Source organism: Streptomyces sp. NPDC059989 (assembly GCF_042736975.1).
Classification (GTDB): domain Bacteria; phylum Actinomycetota; class Actinomycetes; order Streptomycetales; family Streptomycetaceae; genus Streptomyces.
The window spans coordinates 44,522-63,625 of record NZ_JBHWUO010000001.1 but is presented as its reverse complement, the minus strand read 5'-3'; the positions used below and the strand labels follow the sequence as shown (position 1 = coordinate 63,625).

Genomic DNA, 19,104 nt, shown 5'->3' with positions numbered 1-19,104 from the left:
AGCCATTCCATCGGGTGATCGTCGCCCGGTCTGCCTGACGGCCGGGCGTGCCCCAACTAGGGTGCGATGCCAAGCATTCCGGCACTTGGCCCACCGGCATTGCGATGTCAGTGGCGGGTGTCACAGTGGGGGAGTGAGCAAAGCCGTCGCAGGGCAGAGGGGGTGAGGTCCGGCCGTGTCCGGAACCGGTTCGATCATGGAAGTGGGCGTGCCGTCCGCGCGGTCCCGCGCCCTGGCCGTGCTGCGGGTGCGCAGCAGGGCCCTGGCCCTCGGGCTGCTGCCCGCCGCCTTCGCGGTGGTGCTGGTGGCCGCCCGGATGACGGGCCGGCTGGCCGGTGACCCCTGGCCCGTGGTGACCCTCGCCGTGTGCGCGGTCGCCGCGCTGGTGCTGCTCGTCGGCGGGATCTTCGCCGCGGTGGTGCTGCGGGCCGGCCCCGCCGTGACCCCGACGGTCCCGCTGACCGAGGCCGCCGCGCCCGATCTCTACCGGCTGGTGCGGGACCTGGCGGACCGGATGGACGTCCCGGCCCCCTCCGCGATAGCCCTGACGCCGGACTGCGACAGCTGGCTGGAGGACCGCACCCATGCGGCCCACCGCCGCGATGCCGCGCGGACGTCCGGCGGCATAGCCGGGCCCGCCGGCCCGGAGTCCGAGCCCGGTGCGGCTCCCGTGCTGGTGATCGGCTCGCCGTTCCTGTGGTGGATGCGGGTCGCGGAGCTACGGGCGGTCCTCGCGCCGGTCGTCGCCGGTACGGGCCCTTCCGCGCATCCCGACATAGCCGACGCGCGCGGCTTCGTCCGGGGCCTGGACGCCGCCGTGGACGTGGGCAACCGGCCCGGTCTCGGCTGGATCGCCGGGCCCGCCCGGCTGCTGCTGCGGCTGTGCCGGGTGGACGCCGCCGAAATGGAGCGCGGGGTGGCCGCGGCCGCCTCGGATCGTGCACAGGGTGTGGATTACGGGCTGCGCATCGTCGCCCAGGAGCAGGTCGGCCTCGCCTACGCGGGCTGGGACCGGCTGCTGACCCGGGTCGCGCTGCCCGCCTGGCGGATGGGCCGCTGGCCGGCCCGGCTGGACGCCGGGGTGGTCTCCGCACTGACCGAGCTGTCCCGGCGGGACCGGCTGGCCGACGGGTTCACCTCACGGCTCGGCGAGCGCCCCGCCTGCGACCTGCTGGAGCAGCCCGGGGCCGTCGACGAGGCGGCCTCGCTGCTGGCCGCCCGGCTCTTCCACGGCGGTCCGGCCGAGCCCGGGCCGGACTGGTCCCCCGTGGACTGGACGGCGTATCCGGAGGAGGTCGTGGACCGCAAGTGGCGTACGGAGGCGGCCCGGCTGCACACCGCGCTCGACGCCCTGGCCGTCCCGGCGGGCCTCCCGACCGGCTCGCCCGGACCCACCACCCCCGGACCCCTGCCGGCCACGCCCGACCCCGACGCCTTCGTCCCGCCGCCGGGGGCGGACGGCTTCGCAGGTCCCACGCTGGAGCGGGTGCTCGGCTACCTCACCGACCCCGCCGGCGAAGGCGCGGCCGGGGAAGCGCTGGCCGGACGGCTCACCGGGGACCTGGCGCGCGAGGAGCGCGCCTCGGGTCCGGGAGCCGGGGCCGGGAAGGCGCGCGGCGCGGATGCCGTGCCGCTGTTCCCCCTCCAGCCGCCGCGCAGCGGCCGGGACCTGCTGGCCGACCACGTGACGGCGATGGTGTGCTGCGCGGCCGTGGACTCCGCCGGGGCCGCACCGGGCCTGGACTGGCTCGACGGCCCCGTCCTGCTGGTCGGCGGCGAGCGCCGCTCCGATCTGGCGCCGCGCGTGCTGTCGCTGGTCGAGGACGGGGACCCGGAGCCCCTGCGCGACTGGCTCGCGGACCTCGGCGTCCGCCCGGAGAAGCCGGTCCGCCTGGTCTGAGCCAGCCCGGCGGGCCATCGCGGGCCCGGCCGGCCACCACGGGCGCCACCACGGCCCCCGTGAGCCGCTCCGGAGGGCTACGACTCGCACGAACAACCGGATCCCAATGTTCCGGTCACGTCAATTCGCGACGAACGGTGACGGACTGCGTGCGTTATGTGATGTGCTGGGGTCCGATGAATGCCCGTTCGGGGGAGTGAGGGAGGGGAGCGGTCATGGGTGCGGACCAGATCCGGCGCTGGGAATCAGGTGCGCTCGCGCACGCGGTCACCGACCCCTTCGGACAGGGCCCCCTGCCCTGGTTCCGGGGGAGCGAGCTCTACTTCGACGACACCGGCCAGGTCGTCCCCTGGTACGTGGACCCGGCCGCCGCGGCCGCCGGCACCGGCCAGATCCCCCGCGCCCGCGGCAACGGCGGCCCCCGCACCGCCGACGACGTACACCGCCAGATCAAGGGCTTCACCTCCACCGGAGCCGTCGCCCCCGGCGAGGCCATCGACTTCCACATCACCGTCGACCCGCCCCAGCAGTTCTCCGTCGACGTCTACCGGATCGGCCACTACGCCGGCGACGGCGCCTCCAAGATCACCACCAGCCCCCGCCTCTCCGGCATCGTCCAGCCGGCCCCCCTCGCCGCCGACCGGACCGTCTCCTGCCACCACTGGTGGCTGTCCTGGCGCCTCCAGGTCCCGTCCTACTGGAGCGTCGGCGCGTACGTCGCCGTCCTCACCACCGCCGACGGCTACCGCTCCCACATCCCCTTCACGGTCCGCGACGACCACCCCGCCGACCTCCTGCTCCTGCTCCCCGACATCACCTGGCAGGCCTACAACCTCTACCCGGAGGACGGCCGCACCGGCGCCAGCCTCTACCACGCCTGGGACGAGGACGGCCGGCTGCTCGGCGAGCGGGACGCGGCCATCACGGTCTCCTTCGACCGCCCCTACGCGGGCGCGGGCCTGCCCCTGCACGTCGGCCACGCCTACGACTTCATCCGCTGGGCCGAGCGCTACGGCTACGACCTCGCCTACGCCGACACCCGCGACCTGCACGCCGGCCGCGTCGACCCCACCCGCTACCGCGGCCTGGTCTTCCCCGGCCACGACGAGTACTGGTCCGCCCCCATGCGCCGCACCGTGGAGCGCGCCCGCGACCAGGGCACCTCGCTCGTCTTCCTCTCCGCCAACACCATGTACTGGCAGGTCGAGCTCGCCCCCTCCCCCTCCGGCGTCGACGACCGGCTCCTCACCTGCCGAAAACGCCGCGGCCCCGGCCGCCCCAGCCTCTGGCGCGAGGTCGACCGCCCGGAGCAGCAGCTGCTCGGCATCCAGTACGCGGGGCGGGTCCCCGAACCCGCGCCCCTGATCGTGCGCAATGCCACGCACTGGCTCTGGGACTCCACCGGCGCCGGCGAGAACGACGAACTGCCCGGCCTGGTCGCCGGCGAGGCCGACCGGTACTTCCCGCGCACCCAGCTCCCCGAGCACCAGGACCGGATCCTGCTCGCGCACTCCCCGTACCTCGACAGCGAGAACCACCGCCGCCACCAGGAGACCTCCCTCTACCGCGCGCCCAGCGGCGCCCTGGTCTTCGCGTCCGGCACCTTCGCCTGGTCCCCGGCGCTCGACCGCCCCGGCCACGTCGACGAGCGGGTCCAGCGGGCCACGGCCAACCTCCTCGACCGGATCTGCAAGAGGGACTGAGACCCCCTGGCCCGGGCAGGCGCGCCGGTACGGGAGAATGGTCCCGCGCTCGTACAGAACCACAGGGAGACCCCGTGTCCGGATTCGTCGAAAAGCCCGAGCCGGTCCAGGTGCCCGGCCTCGTCCACCTCCACACCGGCAAGGTGCGCGACCTCTACCGCGACGGGGAAGGCCGCCTCGTCATGGTCGCCAGCGACCGGATGTCCGCCTTCGACTGGGTGCTCCCCACCGAGATCCCGGACAAGGGCCGCGTCCTGACCCAGCTCTCCCTGTGGTGGTTCGACCAGCTCGCGGACCTCGTCCCGAACCACGTCATCTCCACCGACCTGCCCGCCGGCGCCCCCGCCGACTGGGCCGGCCGCACCCTGATCTGCCGGAACCTCGACATGGTCCCGGTCGAGTGCGTGGCCCGCGGCTACCTCACCGGCTCCGGCCTCGTCGAGTACGACCGGACCCGTACCGTCTGCGGACTCGCCCTCCCCGAGGGCCTCGTGGACGGCTCCGAGCTGCCCGCCCCGATCTTCACCCCGGCCGCCAAGGCCGAGGTCGGCGAGCACGACGAGAACGTCTCCTACGAGGAGGTCGCGCGCACCACGGGCGCCGAGACCGCCGCGCTGCTGCGCCAGACCACCCTGGCCGTCTACGGCCGCGCCCGGGACATCGCCCGCGAGCGCGGGATCATCCTGGCGGACACCAAGTTCGAGTTCGGCTTCGACCCCGCGGACGGCACGCTGATCGCCGCCGACGAGGTGCTGACCCCGGACTCCTCCCGCTTCTGGCCCGCCGACCAGTGGGAGCCGGGCCGCACCCAGCCCTCCTTCGACAAGCAGTTCGTCCGCAACTGGCTGGCCTCCCCGGCCTCCGGCTGGGACCGCGCCTCCGAGCAGCCGCCGCCGGCGCTGCCGCAGGACGTCGTCGAGCAGACCCGCGCCAAGTACATCGAGGCGTACGAGCGGCTCACCGGCCTGACCTGGAAGAGCGAGGCCTGAGACACGAAGAAGCCCCCGGTCGCAGGACCGGGGGCTTCTTCGTTCTGAGCGGACAACGCGACTCGAACGCGCGACATCCACCTTGGCAAGGTGGTGCTCTACCAACTGAGCTATGTCCGCATGCGCCGTAACGCGAGAACCACTATACCCAACCTCGCTCGCGGGCGAGACGGACCGCCGTGTGCCGGTTCTCGGCCCCCAGCTTCGTCGCCGCCGAGGACAGGTAGTTCCGTACGGTCCCCTGCGAGAGCGAGGCCCGCTCCGCGATCTCCGCGACCGGCGCCCCGTCCGCCGCGAGTTCCAGCACCTCCGCCTCCCGGGCGGTCAGCGGTGAATCCCCCGCGCTGATCGCGTCGGCCGCCAACTCCGGGTCCACATAACGCCCTCCGGCGTGCACGGTCCGGATCAGCTCGGCCAGCCGCTGCGCCGACACCGTCTTCGGCGCGAAGGCCCGCACCCCCGCCGCCAGGGCCCGCTTCAGGTGCCCCGGACGGCCGTGACTCGTCACGATCATGGCCTTGCAGTCGGGGAGCTCGGCCCGCAGCGATGTGGCGACACTCACACCGTCCGCCCCCGGCATCTGCAGGTCCAGCACCGCCACGTCAGGCCGGTGCGCCCGCGCCATCGCCAGGGCCTCGGGCCCCGATGCCGCCTGGGCGACGACCAGCAGGTCGTCCTCCAGCGCCAGCAGGGCGGCCAGCGCCCCGCGGATCAGATGCTCGTCGTCGGCGAGCAGTACGCGTACGGGGCTCACGCCCGCACCTCCAGTCCTCGTGTCCGGCGCGGGGCGGGGATCTCGGCGCGCAGCCGGAACCGGCCGCCCTCGGCCGGTCCCGCCAGCAAGGTCCCTTCCACCGCCGCGAGCCGCTCGCGCAGCCCCGCCAGCCCGGAGCCGGGAGGCCCCGCCGGGGTCTCGGGCGCCCCGTCGTTCTCCACCAGCAGCGTCACGGCGCCTTCCGCCGGCGCCGTCAGCCGGATCAGGCAGCTGTGCGCGTCCCCGTGCCGCAGGACGTTCGTGGTCGCCTCGCGCACCACCCAGCCGAGCGCCGACTGCACTTCGGAGGGCAGCCGGCGCGCGGCCGCCTCGTATTCGACGCGGCAGTCCATCCCGGCCGCGCTCAGCACCCCGCGGGCGCCCTCCAGTTCCACCGCGAGATCCGCCTCCCGGTAGCCGCGTACGACGTCCCGTACCTCCCGCTGCGATTCGCGCGCGATCCGCTGCACCTCGATCATCTGGTCCACCGCCTCCGGGCGTTCGCGCCGCGCCAGCTGTACCGCCAGCTCGCTCTTGAGCGCGATCACCGCCAGATTGCGGCCCATCACGTCGTGCAGGTCCCGTCCGAACCGCAGCCGCTCCTCGGCCACCGCCAGTTGGGCCTGGAGCTCCCGGGCCCGGTCCAGCTCCCAGACCGTGGTCAGCAGCCAGCCGGAGAACCCGGAGGCGACGCTGAGGAACAGGCTGGTCAGCAGCACCCCGATGGCGTACCCGACGGCCTCGCCCGCGGGCAGGCCCAGGGCGAGCACAGCGGCCGCCGTGCCCGCCGCCGCGGCCGGGGCGACGTACCACATGTGGATGATCCGCTTCAGGCACAGCACCAGGGATCCGCTCGCGAAACAGGCCATGCCCGTCACCAGCGCCGGGGCCACGGAATCGGAGAACTGCCCCGTCTTGCGCAGCACGAGGACGGCCAGGCACGCCGCGGCCGTCAGGGCCGCCGTCACCACGGCGAGCCGCACCGGACGCTCACGGCGGCCCACGATCCAGTCCAGCGCCCTGGAGGTGAGGAAGCCGGTCAGCACCGCGTGCGCGCAGACCGTCAGCACGAGCGAGGCCGAGACCGACGGCGAGGTCTCGTCGGCCGCGGAGCCGACCGAGGCCAGCCCGAACGACATGATTTCGAGGAGTACGAAGGAGTGGAAGGACCAGCGCGTGTACAACTCGACCTTCGCCGCACTGCTGCGGTTCCTCCACCACCCGGTCAGTTTCGACACGGCCCCGGCCCCCCGATTTCGTTTCTAGCGGCGCGGTTCCCAGCGGAACCACTTCTGCACAGCAAACACGGTGATCATGACCCAGGCCAGCGTGTTGAGCGCCGCCCCCAGCAGGTCGTACGCCTCCGCGCCACCGCTCCAGCCGGCCCGCACCAGGGCCATCACCCCGCTGAGCGGCAGCAGTTCCGACACCGAGGCCAGGACGCCGGGCAGCGAGTCCGCCGGCACGAAGAGCCCCGAGCCGAGCACGGTCAGCAGGAACAGCGGCAGCGTGGTGAGGCCGGCACTCTCCACGTTGCGGGTGAAGGAGCTGGTCACCGCGGCCATTCCGGCGAGCAGCACGACCCCCGCGAGGACGGCCGCGGCCAACAGCAGCGGGTTCGCCGGCATCCGCACGTCCAGGGCGGCCGCGCCGGCCACCGCGAGGACGGTGATCTGGCCGACCGCGAGGACGGCGGCGGGCAGCGCGGTCCCGGCCAGGATCTCCAGGTCGTTCGCCTCGCCGGTACGGAGCCGCTTGAGCACGAGCTCCTCGCGGCGGGCCACGAAGGCGGAGACGAGGTTCATGTAGACGACGAGCATCAGCACCATGCCGATCCCGCCGGTCAGGGTGGCTTCGGCGACGGCCGCGGCGGTGTCGCCGCTCAGCGTCGAGCGCAGCACGAACACCATCAGGGCGGGCATCAGCAGGGCCACGCTCAGCGCCGCCCGGTTGCGCACGAGCAGCGTGAGCTCGCAGCGGCCGAGTGCGGTCAGCCGGCCGGGGCTCAGGGTCGGCATGCTCATCGGGTCCCCACCATCATGTCGTCGGTACGGCTGTCGGTACGGCTGTCGGTACGGGCGCCGGCGTCGGCCTCGATGCCCGCGGTCCGGCGGTTCTGCGCGATCTCCAGGAAGGCCTCCTCCAGGGAGGCGGACCGCGCGTCGAGCCCGGCCAGTTCCACCCCGGCGTCATGGGCCCAGCGCAGCAGTGCGGTCAGGTCCGCCTGGAGCCGCTCGGTACGGATCTCCACCCGCTGCCCGTACGCCGCCGCGTGCAGCGCCAGCGGCAGCCGGGCCGCCGGCACCCCGGCCGGCAGCGTGAAGCGGATCCGGGCCGGCCGGGTGGCGGTCACCTCGGCGGGAGTGCCGGAAAGGACCAGCTCCCCTTCGTGGAGGATCGCCAGCCGGTCGGCGAGCTCCTCGGCCTCCTCCAGGTAGTGCGTGGTCAGCAGCACCGTGGTGCCCTGCGCCCGCAGTTCCCGTACCAATGCCCAGGTGTCCCGTCGCCCTTCGGGGTCCATGCCGGTGGTCGGCTCGTCCAGGAACAGCACCTCCGGCCGCCCGAGCAGGGCCATGGCCAGGTCCAGGCGCCGCCGCTCACCTCCGGACAGCTGCTTGACCCGTACGGAGGCCCGCGCGGCCAGGCCGACCAGTCCCAGCACCTCCGCCGCCGGCCGGGCGCCGGTGGTGACCCCGGCCCACATCCGGACGGTCTCGGCCACCGTGAGGTCCGAGGGGAAGCCGCCCTCCTGGAGCATGACCCCGGTGCGCGGGCGGACCTCGGCCCGCCGCGTGTACGGGTCGAGGCCGAAGACGCGGACCTGCCCGCCGGTCGGCGCGGCAAGCCCCTCCAGCAGCTCGACGGTGGAGGTCTTGCCGGCGCCGTTGGTGCCGAGCAGGGCGAAGATCTCGCCGCGCGCCACGGAGAAGGAAACGCCCCGCACGGCCTCGAAACCGCCGGCGTAGCCGCGGCGCAGCCCCTGGACGTCGATCACGGTGTCAGTCATGAACCCAGCCTCGCGGCGCCGGGGCGGGGCCGGCAGTGCGTGCTGTCATGCCCCGCGATGACATTTGTCAGGGAGACCCGAGCGGGAAACACGAAGAAGGCCCCGGTCATAATGACCGGGGCCTTCTCCTTATGGAGCGGACGACGCGACTCGAACGCGCGACATCCACCTTGGCAAGGTGGTGCTCTACCAACTGAGCTACGTCCGCAGGTTTACTGCGTGCATCACTCTACCTGATCCACGGTGGTGGTCGGTAAACCGATGCAGAGCGGGTGACAGGGATCGCACACTGCGCCTTCCCCCTGGAAGGAGGATGTTCTGCTACTGAACTACACCCGCACGACTTCGGGGCTTCGACCTTGCGGCCTCGCCCCTCGGCGTGATCCAGACTCTAGCCGACGGATGGGGGTGGATGGCAAATCGGCCCTCAGTGGGCCGCGTTGTAGGCCTCGTAGATCTTCTTGGGGATGCGGCCGCGCGGCGGCACCTCGAACTGGTTGGACCGGGCCCAGGCCCGGACGACCGCCGGGTCCGGCGCGATGGACGTGTGCTTGAAGGTCTTCCCCGACCGCGACTGGCGGCGGCCGGCGGCCACGAAGGGGGCCAGGCCCTTCCGCAGTTTCTTTGCGTTCGCCACATTGAGGTCGATCTCGTACGACTTACCGTCCAGAGCGAACACGACCGTTTCCGCCGCTTCCCCGCCGTCGATGTCATCGGAGAGCGTGACTACTACGCGCTGCGCCACGGATATCGGTCCCTTCGTGCGACCCGCCGCCACCTGCTGACGTGCGGCGATGTCGCCTGTGTGGATGTTTCGGGGCAATGCTTCTTTCCAGGGGAATCCCGGGTGATTCCTTTGTACCCCGATTCCCATTGCATTGCGAAGCCCAGTTAATTCTCTCCGCGTGTCCCGCCGCAATCCCGGGCACGTGGTTTTCCGGCGGATTTTGCGAAGCGTTGGTGAAGCCGAAACCGCTCGTCGATCACGGCCGAAGGATATCTACCCGCGTAGAAATTTCGGCCGGGTACGCTGAGGGAACCGCCTTCGCACCAACCACCTCATCGGGAGTGCCAGTGGCACGCGTCGTAGTCGACGTCATGCTCAAGCCGGAGATCCTCGACCCCCAGGGCCAGGCGGTGCAGCGTGCACTACCGCGCCTGGGCTTCGAGGGCATCGCCGACGTCCGCCAGGGGAAGCGCTTCGAACTGGAAGTGGAGGGACCGGTCGACCAGGCCGCCCTCGACCGCATCCACAAGATGGCCGAAACGTTCCTCGCCAACACCGTCATCGAAGACTTCACCGTGAAGGTCGAGGCCTGACGGTGACCACACGCATCGGAGTCGTCACGTTCCCCGGAACGCTCGACGACCGTGACTCGCTGCGCGCCGTCCGCCTCGCGGGGGCCGAGCCGGTCTCGCTCTGGCACCGCGACAAGGACCTGCACCAGGTCGACGCGGTCGTCCTCGCGGGCGGCTTCTCCTACGGGGACTACCTGCGCGCCGGGGCCATCTCCCGCTTCTCGCCGGTGATGGAGACCATCATCGAGCAGGCCAAGGGCGGCATGCCCGTCCTCGGCATCTGCAACGGCTTCCAGGTCCTCACCGAGGCCCACCTGCTGCCGGGGGCGATGCTCCGCAACAACCACCTCCACTTCATCTGCCGCGACCAGAAGCTGCGGGTGGAGAACGCGGAGACCGCGTGGACCGGCGACTACACCGCCGGCCAGGAGATCTCCGTACCGCTCAAGAACATGGACGGCCGGTACGTCGCCGACGAGCGCGTGCTCGACGAACTGGAAGCCGAGGGCCGAGTGGCCTTCCGCTACGTCGACGTCAACCCGAACGGGTCGCTGCGCGACATCGCCGGCATCACCAACGCCGCGGGCAACGTCGTCGGCCTCATGCCGCACCCCGAGCACGCGGTCGAGCCGCTGATCGGGACGGGCCGCACCGACGGCCTCCCGTTCTTCACGTCGGTCCTGAAGAAGCTGGTCAGCGCATGAGCCTCGACACCGTCAAGAACGCCACCGAAACCCCGGACGCCTCCCAGCCGTGGAAGGAACTCGGCCTCAAGGAGGACGAGTACGCCCGGATCCGCGAGATCCTCGGCCGCCGCCCCACGGGCGCCGAGCTCGCCATGTACTCGGTCATGTGGTCCGAGCACTGCTCGTACAAGAGCAGCAAGGTCCACCTCGCCCAGTTCGGTGCGAAGGCCCCCAAGAACGACGCGATGCTCGTCGGCATCGGCGAGAACGCCGGCGTCGTCGACGTCGGCCAGGGCTACGCGGTCACCTTCAAGGTCGAGTCGCACAACCACCCGTCGTACATCGAGCCCTACCAGGGCGCGGCCACCGGCATCGGCGGCATCGTCCGCGACATCCTCGCGATGGGCGCCCGCCCGATCGCCGTCGTGGACCCGCTGCGCTTCGGCGCGGCCGACCACCCCGACACCAAGCGCGTCCTGCCGGGCGTGGTCGCGGGCATCGGCGGCTACGGCAACTGCCTGGGCCTGCCCAACATCGGCGGCGAGGTCGTCTTCGACGCCTGCTACCAGGGCAACCCGCTGGTCAACGCCGGCTGCATCGGCGTGATGAAGCACGAGGACATCCACCTCGCCAAGGCCTCCGGCCCCGGCAACAAGGTCATCCTCTACGGCGCCCGCACGGGCGGCGACGGCATCGGCGGCGTCTCGGTCCTCGCGTCCGAGACCTTCGACGACTCCAAGCCCACCAAGCGCCCCGCGGTGCAGGTCGGCGACCCCTTCCAGGAGAAGCTCCTCATCGAGTGCACCCTGGAGATCTTCAAGGAGAAGCTGGTCGCGGGCATCCAGGACCTCGGCGGCGCCGGGCTCTCCTGCGCCACGTCCGAGCTGGCCTCCGCCGGTTCCGGCGGCATGCGGGTCGAGCTCGACACCGTCCCGCTGCGCGACGCGACGCTCTCGCCCGAGGAAATCCTCATGAGCGAGTCGCAGGAGCGCATGTGCGCGATCGTCGAGCCGCAGTACGTCGACCGCTTCATGGAGATCTGCGAGAAGTGGGACGTCATCGCCACCGTCATCGGTGAGGTGACCGACGGCGAGCAGCTGGAGATCTACTGGCACGGCGAGCTGATCGTGGACGTGCCCCCGGGCACCGTCGCCCACGAGGGCCCGACCTACCACCGCCCGTACGCGCGCCCCTCCTGGCAGGACGCGCTCCAGGCGGACGACGCGGGCAAGCTGCCGCGCCCGCAGACCTCGGAGGAACTCCGGGCGCAGGTCCTGGCCCTGGTCTCCTCCCCGAACCAGGCCTCCAAGTCCTGGGTCACCGACCAGTACGACCGCTTCGTGCAGGGCAACACCGTCCTGTCGCAGCCCGAGGACGCGGGCATGGTCCGCATCGACGAGGAGACCAACCTCGGCGTGGCCATGGCCACCGACGGCAACGGCCGCTTCGCGAAGCTCGACCCGTACACGGGCGCGCAGCTCGCGCTGGCGGAGGCGTACCGCAACGTCGCCGCGACCGGTGCGAAGCCGCTGGCCATCTCCGACTGCCTGAACTTCGGTTCCCCCGAGGACCCGGACGTCATGTGGCAGTTCGCCGAGGCCACCCGTGGTCTCGCGGACGGCTGCCTGGAGCTGGGCACCCCGGTGACCGGCGGCAACGTCTCCCTCTACAACCAGACGGGCGACATCGCGATCCACCCGACCCCGGTCGTGGCGGTCCTCGGTGTCATCGACGACGTCAACCGCCGTACGCCGATGGCGTTCGCGGAGGCCGGCCAGCTGCTGTACCTGCTGGGCGACACGGCCGAGGAGTTCGGCGGCTCGGCCTGGTCCCAGGTCGTCCACGACCACCTCGGCGGCATGCCGCCCAAGGTGGACCTGGGCCGCGAGAAGCTGCTCGGCGAGATCCTGATCTCCGCCTCGCGCGACGGCATGATCGACGCCGCGCACGACCTGTCCGACGGCGGCGTGATCCAGGCGCTCACCGAGTCCTGCCTGCGCGGCGGCAACGGTGCGCGGGTCGTGGTCCCGGAGGGCCTGGACGCCTTCACCTTCCTGTTCTCCGAGTCCGCGGGCCGGGCCATCGTGGCCGTCCCGCGCAGCGAGGAGCTCCGCTTCACCGACATGTGCGGTGCGCGGGGCCTGCCGGTCGCCCGCATCGGCGTGGTGGACGGCGAGGAGATCGAGATCCAGGGCGAGTTCACCCTCCCCCTCGCGGAGCTCCGCGAGGCCCACGAGGCGACGATCCCGGCCCTGCTGGCCTGATCCCGGCCCCCGGCCGTACGAGGCCCCGCCCATCCTGTGGGCGGGGCCTCCGCGTTGTCGGGGGTGGTTGGTACGGTCAGCCGGGTCGTCGCGGTTGCAAGAGTGGGGGTCGGGGATGTTCGAACCACTGGAGCCGTCCAGCGGTGGGCCACTGCCGGATCGGGGCCGATGGCGCAATGCGGTCAATTTGCTGCTGTGCATCGCCGGTGTGGGCGGTGTGGTCTTCGGCGGCTGGGCGCTGTACGGCTCCTACCAGTCCTGGCAGCACCGCGGGGAGAGCCGCGTCGTGCTCCGCGAGGCGTGCGCGGACCTGGTGGACCCCGATGCGGTGATGCGGCTGGACGGGGGCCGGGACTGGCTGATGCCGAGCGAGGTCAAGAACCGCAAGCGGCTGGACCTGGGGCAACTGCCGGACGAGTGCGTCGTGCTCTCCTCGTACGAGGAGAGGGGCAAGACCCGGTGGACCACGTACTTCGGCCTGAAGGTGCACTCGCTGCCCCAGCAGGGTCTGCACGTGGTCGACACCGACGACAAGCCGTTCACCACGTGGAGCAGGCTTCCCGCCGGGAAGGACGTCACCGACGAGGTGGCCGATCCGCTGCCCGCCCCCCTCGGTGACGGCCGGGCCGGAACCTACTCCGCCCGGACCGTCTCGGTCACCGCCGTCTGTGCGCAGCCCGTCGGCGGGGTGACCGCCTTCCTGGCCTCCGCGACCGCCCGATACGGCGATCCGAGCGACAAGGACCGCAAGGCCCTGGCCGTGCTGGCCCGGACGGCTGCCGTCAGGGCGGCCGGGCGCGCCGGCTGCGCCGCCACCGCGCCCGAACTGCCCGCCGCCCTGCCCGCGCAGGGGCGCGCCCTCGGCCCCGCCGAGCAGGGCACCGGCAGCTGTGCCTGGTACGCGGCCTTCCTGCGCGGCCGCCAGGACCGGGAGCGGCTCCCCGACAAGGCGCTCGGCGCGCCGGTGTCGGAGCACGGCGGGAGCGAGTCCTGCGTGCTGGCCCTGGACACCGATACCCGCAAGGGCATCGAGCCCCGGCTCCTCGCGGAGGGTGTGCGGTACGGCGGCCCCAGTGACCGCTGGACCAACCCATGGTGGCTGCAGACCCACTCCTACTTCGGCGACGACGCGGCCGGGGCCAAGATGGAAGCGGGCGGGGGGAAGGCCACCGCGATAGCCGCAGGCCAGGCGGGACGGGGGTACCGCCTCATGTACGCCTCGGCCACCTGCCAGGGCCGCCCCGCCGTCCTCGGAATGACCGTGGCCTTCCAGTACGACGGGGTGCTCGGCCCCCGCCTCGACGACGTGTTCAAGGCCTACGCCACCGAGACGGCGACGCGGCGGGGGTGCACCGGACTGGTGCTGCCCGGGCCCGAGTAGGGTCGGGACATGCCGCCCGGGAAGAAGAAGCCGCGTACGTACGACCCCGCCAAGATCCGTGCCGCGGTCACCGCGCAGTTCGGGCATGTCGCCGACGCGGTAGGCGAGTTGAGCCCCGAGCAGCTGGCGCGGCCCACCGGGCTCGGGGACTGGACCGTGGCCGAGCTCGCCGCGCACATCGCGTGGATCGCGGACTCCCTCGCCGGCGGCCTGGCCCGGCCGCCCGCCGCCGTCGCCGAGCTGACGGCCGTCGAGTGGCCCTCCGTCACCGCCTCCCTCGCCGGGAAGATCTCCGAGGCTGCCCGGGAAACCCTCGAAGGGGCCCCGCTGCCCGAGCTGTACGAACGGGCGGCCGCCGGCATGGCGGAGGCACTGGCGGCCAACCCGGGCGGGCGCGTGCTCAGCCTGTGGATCGGCGACATGACGCTGGCCGACTTCCTCGTCACGCGGACCGTGGAACTGGTGGTCCACACCGACGACCTCAACCGGGCCGCCGGAGTGGACGTCCCGATCGACCGGCAGGCACTCGCCGCCTGCACCCGGCTGCTCGCCGACGCCCTCGCGCTCCGGGCTCCGGGCGGTTCCGTCGAGGTACGGATCCCGCCCTTCGCGGTGGTCCAGTGCATCGAGGGCCCCCGCCACACCCGCGGCACCCCGCCCAACGTGGTGGAGACCGACCCGCTGACCTGGCTCCGGCTCGCGACCGGCCGTACCCGATGGGCCGAGGCCCTGGACGCGGCGAAGGTCGGAGCGAGCGGCGAGCGGGCCGACCTGTCGGCGCTGCTGCCCCTGATGAGCTGAGGGTGGAACCGCCCGCGGGCCCGGCCCGTCCCAGGAACATGCGTACCCTCCGGCACGTCCCCGTCGGCCTGACCCTCGTACCGGCCCTCGCGCTCGCCCTCGCCGCATGCGGCCAGGTCGCGGAGGGCGGGTCCCGCACGCTCCCCGACCCCACCGGCTCCTGGGCCGTCGAGTCCCTGACCACCGGCGGCCGCACCCTGCACGCGCCCGACGCCGCCCGCCTCGACCTCGCGGAGAACGAGGCCACCGGCAACTACGGCTGCAACGGCTTCAAGGCCGTGGTCGTCTTCGCCGGGACGTCCGCGGTGACCGTCACCCCCGGCGCCTCGACCACCATGGCCTGCGAAAACATGGAGTTCGAGACGGAGTTCGCCAAGCTCTTCAAGGGCCGGCTGACCATCGACCGGGGGCCCGACCGGCTCACCCTGAAGACCGCCGACGGGAGCACCATCGCCATGACCCCGAAGCCCCCGGAGCCGGACGCCCCGCTGACCGTGACCCAGTGGACCGTCGACTCCCTGATCAGCGGCGCGACCGTCTCCTCCGTCCCCGCCGAGGCGGCCGGCAAGGCCCGCTTCACCCTCGCCGCCGACGGCACCGCGAGCGGTGTCCTCGGCTGCAACCGGTTCAGCGCCAAGGCCACCGTCGGGGGAGACAAGCTCACCTTCGGGCCGGTCACCTCCACCCGCATGGCCTGCGAGGGCCCGGCGGGCGAGGTGGAGCGGGCGCTGACCGGGCTGTTCGGCAGCGGCCCGCTCACCTGGAAGATCCAGGGCCAGGCCCTGACGCTGACCGCCGCCGACGGCAAGGGCCTGACCGCCGAAGCGGGATCCGCCGCCGAATAGCCAGCCCAGGCCGCCCAGGCCGGGTAGGGCAGCAGTCCCGCGTCCACCTTCTCCCAGGCCGCCCGCAGCTCCGCCAGCCGCGCCGGCTCCACCGCGGCCTTGTCGGCCTGCTCCCGGACGTCCCCGGCCAGGTTGAACAGCTGGTCCCTGCCCGCCTTGCCGCGGTAGTACTTCCAGTCGCCGCGGCGCAGCGCCCGCTCCCCGCGGACCCGCCAGAAGAGGTTCCGCTCGGCGATCTTCTCCCCGCGCAGCAGGTACCCGGCCAGGCTCACCCCGTCCAGCGGGTACGCCGGGTGCGGCCGGGTCCCGGCCACCTCCAGCAGCGTCGCCGTCCAGTCCGGGCTGAACACCGGGACGCGGCTGACCTGCCCGCCGTCCAGCCGCGCGGGCCAGCGCGCGATGTTCGGCACCCGGATCCCGCCCTCCTGGAGGGAGGCCTTGTTGCCCGACAGCGGCCAGTTGTACGAGAAGCGCTCGCCGCCGTTGTCGCTGGAGAAGACGACCAGGGTGTTCTCCTCCTGGCCGGAGCGCGCCAGCGCCTTCAGCACCTCGCCGATCGAGCGGTCGAGGTCCTCGACCATCTGCTTGTACTTCTCGACGGAGCCGCCGTCCTGGTGCCACAGGGCGCGCCCGTCGCCCGCCTTGATCCGCCGGACGATCTCGGCGCTCTGCTCCGTGTCCCCGTCGGCGATCCACGGCCAGTGCGGTGTGGTGAAGTTCAGGTTCAGCAGCCACGGCCTGCCGCCGTGGTCGCGGGAGACGTACTCGCTCGCCCGCTCGGTGATGATCCGCGTGTAGTAGCGCAGGTCCTTGTACTCGGCGTCGCCCTCGTAGAGGTCGTACTCGCCGCCCAGGCCCAGCTTGGAGTAGTACTCCAGGGCCCCGCCGAAGTTGCCGAAGAACTCGTCCCAGCCGGACCTCGTCGGGCTGTAGTCGGGCAGGTAGCCCGCGTGCCACTTGCCGATCAGCGCGGTGGCGTAGCCGGACTCCTTGAGCAGCGAGGCCAGCGTCGGGTGGGTGGGCTCCAGGCCCACCGACTTGTCGGCGATCGGCTCGGCCAGTCCGCCCTTGGTGCGTGCCGGGTAGCGGCCGGTGTACAGGCTGAACCGGGTCGGCGAGCAGGTCGCGGAGCCCGAGTAGGCGTCGGTGAACCGGACGCCCTGGCGGGCCAGCCGGTCCAGGTTCGGGGTCTTGATGTGCGGGGAGCCGTACGAGGACAGGTCGGCCCAGCCGAGGTCGTCGCCGAGGATGAACAGGATGTTCGGCCGCCGCGACTGCCGTCCCCGCGCGGCCCGGAACTCCCGCTCCTGCGGTCCGGCGTCCTGGGCCGCGGCCGCTGCCGGGGCCGCTCCCAGCCCCACCGCGGCGGTGGCCGCGGTCACTCCGACGGCGCCGCCGAAGGCACGGCGGGACAGGTTGTTCTCGTACGAAGGCACAGGTGCTCCAAGGCATGGCGGCGCAGCCGACCGACGGCGGCGCGGGACGGCGCGCGGCATCGACGGCAGACGGCGGTGAACGGCGGAAGAAGCCGGAACGGCGGCTGGGAAGGGCAGCGGAAAAGGGGCGCGGAACGGCCGAAAGGCCAAGGCCTGCTTGGACCCGGACGGGTCAGAAGGAGGAAGTGCTCAGCCAGGGGTCACTGTGCCGCGCCGCATGGCTACGGGCGACAGATGGCGCTCGCGACACGGACCAGGTCCACGTGCCGGCGCTCGACGAGGGTGACGGAACGGTCACCGAGAGGCTGCATGGGCCGAGAGCCTGTACGAATGCGCTTGGAGCTGTCAACAAGGGCATCCGCATACCGAGACGGGGGCGCGCGGTCACCCTCTGTGCTGTGAGATTTCCCGGGCCTCCCGAATTCGGACCAGTGGTCGATCTCGCCTACACTCGGAAGCGTGCCTCGTGGTGATGGACGACTCAACCACGACCTGCTCCCCGGCGAAAAGGGCCCCCAGGACGCTTGCGGCGTCTTCGGTGTCTGGGCTCCGGGTGAAGAGGTCGCCAAGCTCACCTACTTCGGACTGTATGCGCTACAGCACCGTGGACAAGAGTCCGCGGGAATTGCTGTGAGCAACGGTTCCCAGATCCTCGTCTTCAAGGACATGGGCCTCGTTTCCCAAGTCTTCGACGAAACCTCTCTCGGCTCGCTCCAGGGTCATATCGCGGTCGGTCACGCCCGCTACTCGACCACCGGAGCCTCCGTCTGGGAGAACGCGCAGCCCACTTTCCGCGCGACCGCCCACGGCTCCATTGCCCTGGGTCACAACGGCAACCTGGTGAACACCGCCGAGCTCGCCGAGATGGTCGCCGACCTCCCCCGTCAGGACGGCCGTGCCACCCAGGTGGCGGCCACCAACGACACCGATCTGGTCACCGCCCTCCTGGCCGGCCAGACCGACGAGGACGGCAAGCCCCTGACGATCGAGGAGTCGGCCACCAAGGTCCTCCCGAAGGTCAAGGGCGCCTTCTCGCTCGTCTTCATGGACGAGGGGACCCTCTACACCGCCCGTGACCCGCAGGGCATCCGCCCGCTGGTCCTCGGCCGCCTGGAGCGCGGCTGGGTGGTCGCGAGTGAGACCGCCGCCCTCGACATCTGTGGCGCCAGCTTCGTCCGCGAGGTCGAGCCGGGCGAGCTCATCGCGATCGACGAGAACGGCCTGCGCACCTCCCGCTTCGCGGAAGCGAAGCCCAAGGGCTGTGTGTTCGAGTACGTCTACCTGGCGCGCCCGGACACCGACATCGCCGGCCGGAACGTCTACCTCTCGCGCGTCGAGATGGGCCGCCGCCTGGCCAAGGAAGCCCCGGCCGACGCCGACCTGGTGATATCGACGCCGGAGTCGGGCACGCCCGCCGCCGTCGGATACGCCGAGGCCAGCGGGATCCCGTACGGCGTCGGACTGGTCAAGAACGCCTACGTCGGCCGGACCTTCATCCAGCCCTCGCAGACGATCCGCCAGCTCGGCATCCGCCTGAAGCTCAACCCCCTCAAGGAAGTCATCCGGGGCAAGCGCCTGGTGGTCGTCGACGACTCGATCGTCCGCGGCAACACCCAGCGCGCGCTGGTCAAGATGCTCCGCGAGGCCGGCGCGGCCGAGGTCCACATCCGGATCTCCTCGCCGCCGGTGAAGTGGCCGTGCTTCTTCGGCATCGACTTCGCCACCCGGGCCGAGCTGATCGCCAACGGCATGACGGTCGAAGAGATCGCCACGTCGCTGGGCGCGGACTCGCTCTCGTACATCTCGCTGGACGCGATGATCGAGGCGACCACCATCCAGAAGCCCAACCTCTGCCGTGCCTGCTTCGACGGCGAGTACCCGATGGCGCTCCCCGACCCGCAGCTCCTCGGCAAGCAGCTCCTGGAGTCCGAGCTGGCCGGCGGCACCGACGCCGCCGACGCGCTCCGCCGGCCGTAACGGCCCGCACCTCCCGCTCAACCTGCGCCGGGCCCCTCCTTTCAGGCTTTTCCGGGGGCCCG

Annotated in this window: 16 protein-coding genes, 3 tRNA genes and 1 pseudogene; 10 read left to right on the top strand and 10 right to left on the bottom strand. The window is 72.1% G+C overall.

Going from position 1 to position 19,104, the window contains the following annotated elements:
• The first annotated feature begins 175 nt into the window (after positions 1-175).
• From ACFWBN_RS00285 to ACFWBN_RS00275, 3 genes are all read left to right on the top strand, one after another.
• Positions 176-1,900, top strand: a complete 1,725-nt coding sequence (locus ACFWBN_RS00285) for a hypothetical protein (RefSeq protein ID WP_385168121.1) — start codon at positions 176-178, stop codon at positions 1,898-1,900.
• A 215-nt stretch (positions 1,901-2,115) separates the two neighbouring features.
• The gene (locus tag ACFWBN_RS00280; RefSeq protein ID WP_385168118.1) at positions 2,116-3,603 is read left to right on the top strand and encodes a N,N-dimethylformamidase beta subunit family domain-containing protein; all 1,488 of its coding nucleotides are present in this window, start codon (positions 2,116-2,118) and stop codon (positions 3,601-3,603) included.
• 74 nt (positions 3,604-3,677) lie between these two features.
• Positions 3,678-4,592, top strand: a complete 915-nt coding sequence (locus ACFWBN_RS00275) for a phosphoribosylaminoimidazolesuccinocarboxamide synthase (protein ID WP_385168116.1) — start codon at positions 3,678-3,680, stop codon at positions 4,590-4,592.
• 47 nt (positions 4,593-4,639) lie between these two features.
• On the opposite strand, the gene ACFWBN_RS00270 is transcribed toward ACFWBN_RS00275, so the two are convergent.
• The 8 genes from ACFWBN_RS00270 to ACFWBN_RS00235 all read right to left on the bottom strand — a co-directional run bounded on the left by ACFWBN_RS00270 (position 4,640) and on the right by ACFWBN_RS00235 (position 9,098).
• Positions 4,640-4,712, bottom strand: a tRNA-Gly gene (locus ACFWBN_RS00270).
• Positions 4,713-4,734: 22 nt separating this feature from the next.
• Positions 4,735-5,346, bottom strand: coding sequence for a response regulator (locus ACFWBN_RS00265; RefSeq protein WP_385168113.1), 612 nt, complete (start codon positions 5,344-5,346; stop codon positions 4,735-4,737).
• Positions 5,343-6,584 carry a sensor histidine kinase gene (locus ACFWBN_RS00260; protein ID WP_385168111.1) on the bottom strand — a complete coding sequence of 414 codons (1,242 nt, stop codon included), beginning with the start codon at positions 6,582-6,584 and terminating at the stop codon, positions 5,343-5,345. Before ACFWBN_RS00260 ends, ACFWBN_RS00265 begins: the two co-directional genes overlap by 4 nt.
• Positions 6,585-6,608: 24 nt before the next feature.
• A complete protein-coding gene (locus tag ACFWBN_RS00255; RefSeq protein WP_385168108.1) occupies positions 6,609-7,370 on the bottom strand; it encodes an ABC transporter permease in 762 nt (253 codons plus the stop codon).
• Entirely contained in the window at positions 7,367-8,353 is a 987-nt protein-coding gene (locus tag ACFWBN_RS00250) for an ABC transporter ATP-binding protein (protein WP_385168106.1), read from the bottom strand. Before ACFWBN_RS00250 ends, ACFWBN_RS00255 begins: the two co-directional genes overlap by 4 nt.
• A 132-nt stretch (positions 8,354-8,485) precedes the next feature.
• Positions 8,486-8,561 (bottom strand) — tRNA-Gly (locus tag ACFWBN_RS00245).
• Positions 8,562-8,620: 59 nt separating this feature from the next.
• Positions 8,621-8,692 (bottom strand) — tRNA-Gly (locus tag ACFWBN_RS00240).
• Positions 8,693-8,780: 88 nt separating this feature from the next.
• Positions 8,781-9,098 carry an Lsr2 family protein gene (locus tag ACFWBN_RS00235; protein ID WP_385168104.1) on the bottom strand — a complete coding sequence of 106 codons (318 nt, stop codon included), beginning with the start codon at positions 9,096-9,098 and terminating at the stop codon, positions 8,781-8,783.
• Positions 9,099-9,421: 323 nt separating this feature from the next.
• On the opposite strand from ACFWBN_RS00235, the gene purS reads away from it, so the two are divergent.
• The 6 genes from purS (at position 9,422) to ACFWBN_RS00205 (ending at position 15,629) form a co-directional block, all read left to right on the top strand.
• On the top strand, positions 9,422-9,673 hold the full coding sequence (gene purS / locus ACFWBN_RS00230) for a phosphoribosylformylglycinamidine synthase subunit PurS (protein ID WP_008740952.1): 252 nt from the start codon (positions 9,422-9,424) through the stop codon (positions 9,671-9,673).
• A 2-nt stretch (positions 9,674-9,675) separates the two neighbouring features.
• On the top strand, positions 9,676-10,356 hold the full coding sequence (purQ, locus tag ACFWBN_RS00225; protein ID WP_362802551.1) for a phosphoribosylformylglycinamidine synthase subunit PurQ: 681 nt from the start codon (positions 9,676-9,678) through the stop codon (positions 10,354-10,356).
• Positions 10,353-12,602 carry a phosphoribosylformylglycinamidine synthase subunit PurL gene (gene purL / locus ACFWBN_RS00220; protein WP_385168100.1) on the top strand — a complete coding sequence of 750 codons (2,250 nt, stop codon included), beginning with the start codon at positions 10,353-10,355 and terminating at the stop codon, positions 12,600-12,602. The genes purQ and purL overlap by 4 nt, the downstream gene beginning before the upstream one ends.
• Before the next feature lie 187 nt (positions 12,603-12,789).
• Positions 12,790-13,983: a hypothetical protein gene (locus tag ACFWBN_RS00215; RefSeq protein ID WP_385168097.1), complete on the top strand. Its 1,194-nt coding sequence runs from the start codon at positions 12,790-12,792 to the stop codon at positions 13,981-13,983.
• Positions 13,984-13,992: 9 nt separating this feature from the next.
• Complete coding sequence (locus tag ACFWBN_RS00210) at positions 13,993-14,784, top strand: sterol carrier family protein (protein ID WP_385168094.1); 792 nt, start codon at positions 13,993-13,995, stop codon at positions 14,782-14,784.
• Entirely contained in the window at positions 14,700-15,629 is a 930-nt protein-coding gene (locus ACFWBN_RS00205) for an META domain-containing protein (protein ID WP_385168896.1), read from the top strand. Before ACFWBN_RS00210 ends, ACFWBN_RS00205 begins: the two co-directional genes overlap by 85 nt.
• 17 nt (positions 15,630-15,646) lie before the next feature.
• On the opposite strand, the pseudogene ACFWBN_RS00200 reads toward ACFWBN_RS00205, so the two are convergent.
• Positions 15,647-17,134: pseudogene (locus ACFWBN_RS00200) on the bottom strand (sulfatase-like hydrolase/transferase); the annotation flags it as partial.
• A 152-nt stretch (positions 17,135-17,286) separates the two neighbouring features.
• Positions 17,287-17,376, bottom strand: coding sequence for a putative leader peptide (locus tag ACFWBN_RS00195; RefSeq protein WP_376657969.1), 90 nt, complete (start codon positions 17,374-17,376; stop codon positions 17,287-17,289).
• 148 nt (positions 17,377-17,524) lie between these two features.
• On the opposite strand from ACFWBN_RS00195, the gene purF reads away from it, so the two are divergent.
• Complete coding sequence (gene purF / locus ACFWBN_RS00190; RefSeq protein WP_385168090.1) at positions 17,525-19,042, top strand: amidophosphoribosyltransferase; 1,518 nt, start codon at positions 17,525-17,527, stop codon at positions 19,040-19,042.
• The last annotated feature ends 62 nt before the right edge of the window (positions 19,043-19,104 follow it).

What these genes read in the sequence shown, in the direction of transcription:
- ACFWBN_RS00280 (WP_385168118.1), top strand. Translation starts at nt 2,116, where the DNA reads ATGGGTGCGGACCAGATCCGGCGCTGGGAATCAGGTGCGCTCGCGCAC.
- ACFWBN_RS00195 (WP_376657969.1), bottom strand. Translation starts at nt 17,376, where the DNA reads ATGCAGCCTCTCGGTGACCGTTCCGTCACCCTCGTCGAGCGCCGGCAC.
- ACFWBN_RS00255 (WP_385168108.1), bottom strand. Translation starts at nt 7,370, where the DNA reads ATGAGCATGCCGACCCTGAGCCCCGGCCGGCTGACCGCACTCGGCCGC.
- ACFWBN_RS00250 (WP_385168106.1), bottom strand. Translation starts at nt 8,353, where the DNA reads ATGACTGACACCGTGATCGACGTCCAGGGGCTGCGCCGCGGCTACGCC.
- purL (WP_385168100.1), top strand. Translation starts at nt 10,353, where the DNA reads ATGAGCCTCGACACCGTCAAGAACGCCACCGAAACCCCGGACGCCTCC.
- ACFWBN_RS00205 (WP_385168896.1), top strand. Translation starts at nt 14,700, where the DNA reads ATGGGCCGAGGCCCTGGACGCGGCGAAGGTCGGAGCGAGCGGCGAGCG.
- ACFWBN_RS00210 (WP_385168094.1), top strand. Translation starts at nt 13,993, where the DNA reads ATGCCGCCCGGGAAGAAGAAGCCGCGTACGTACGACCCCGCCAAGATC.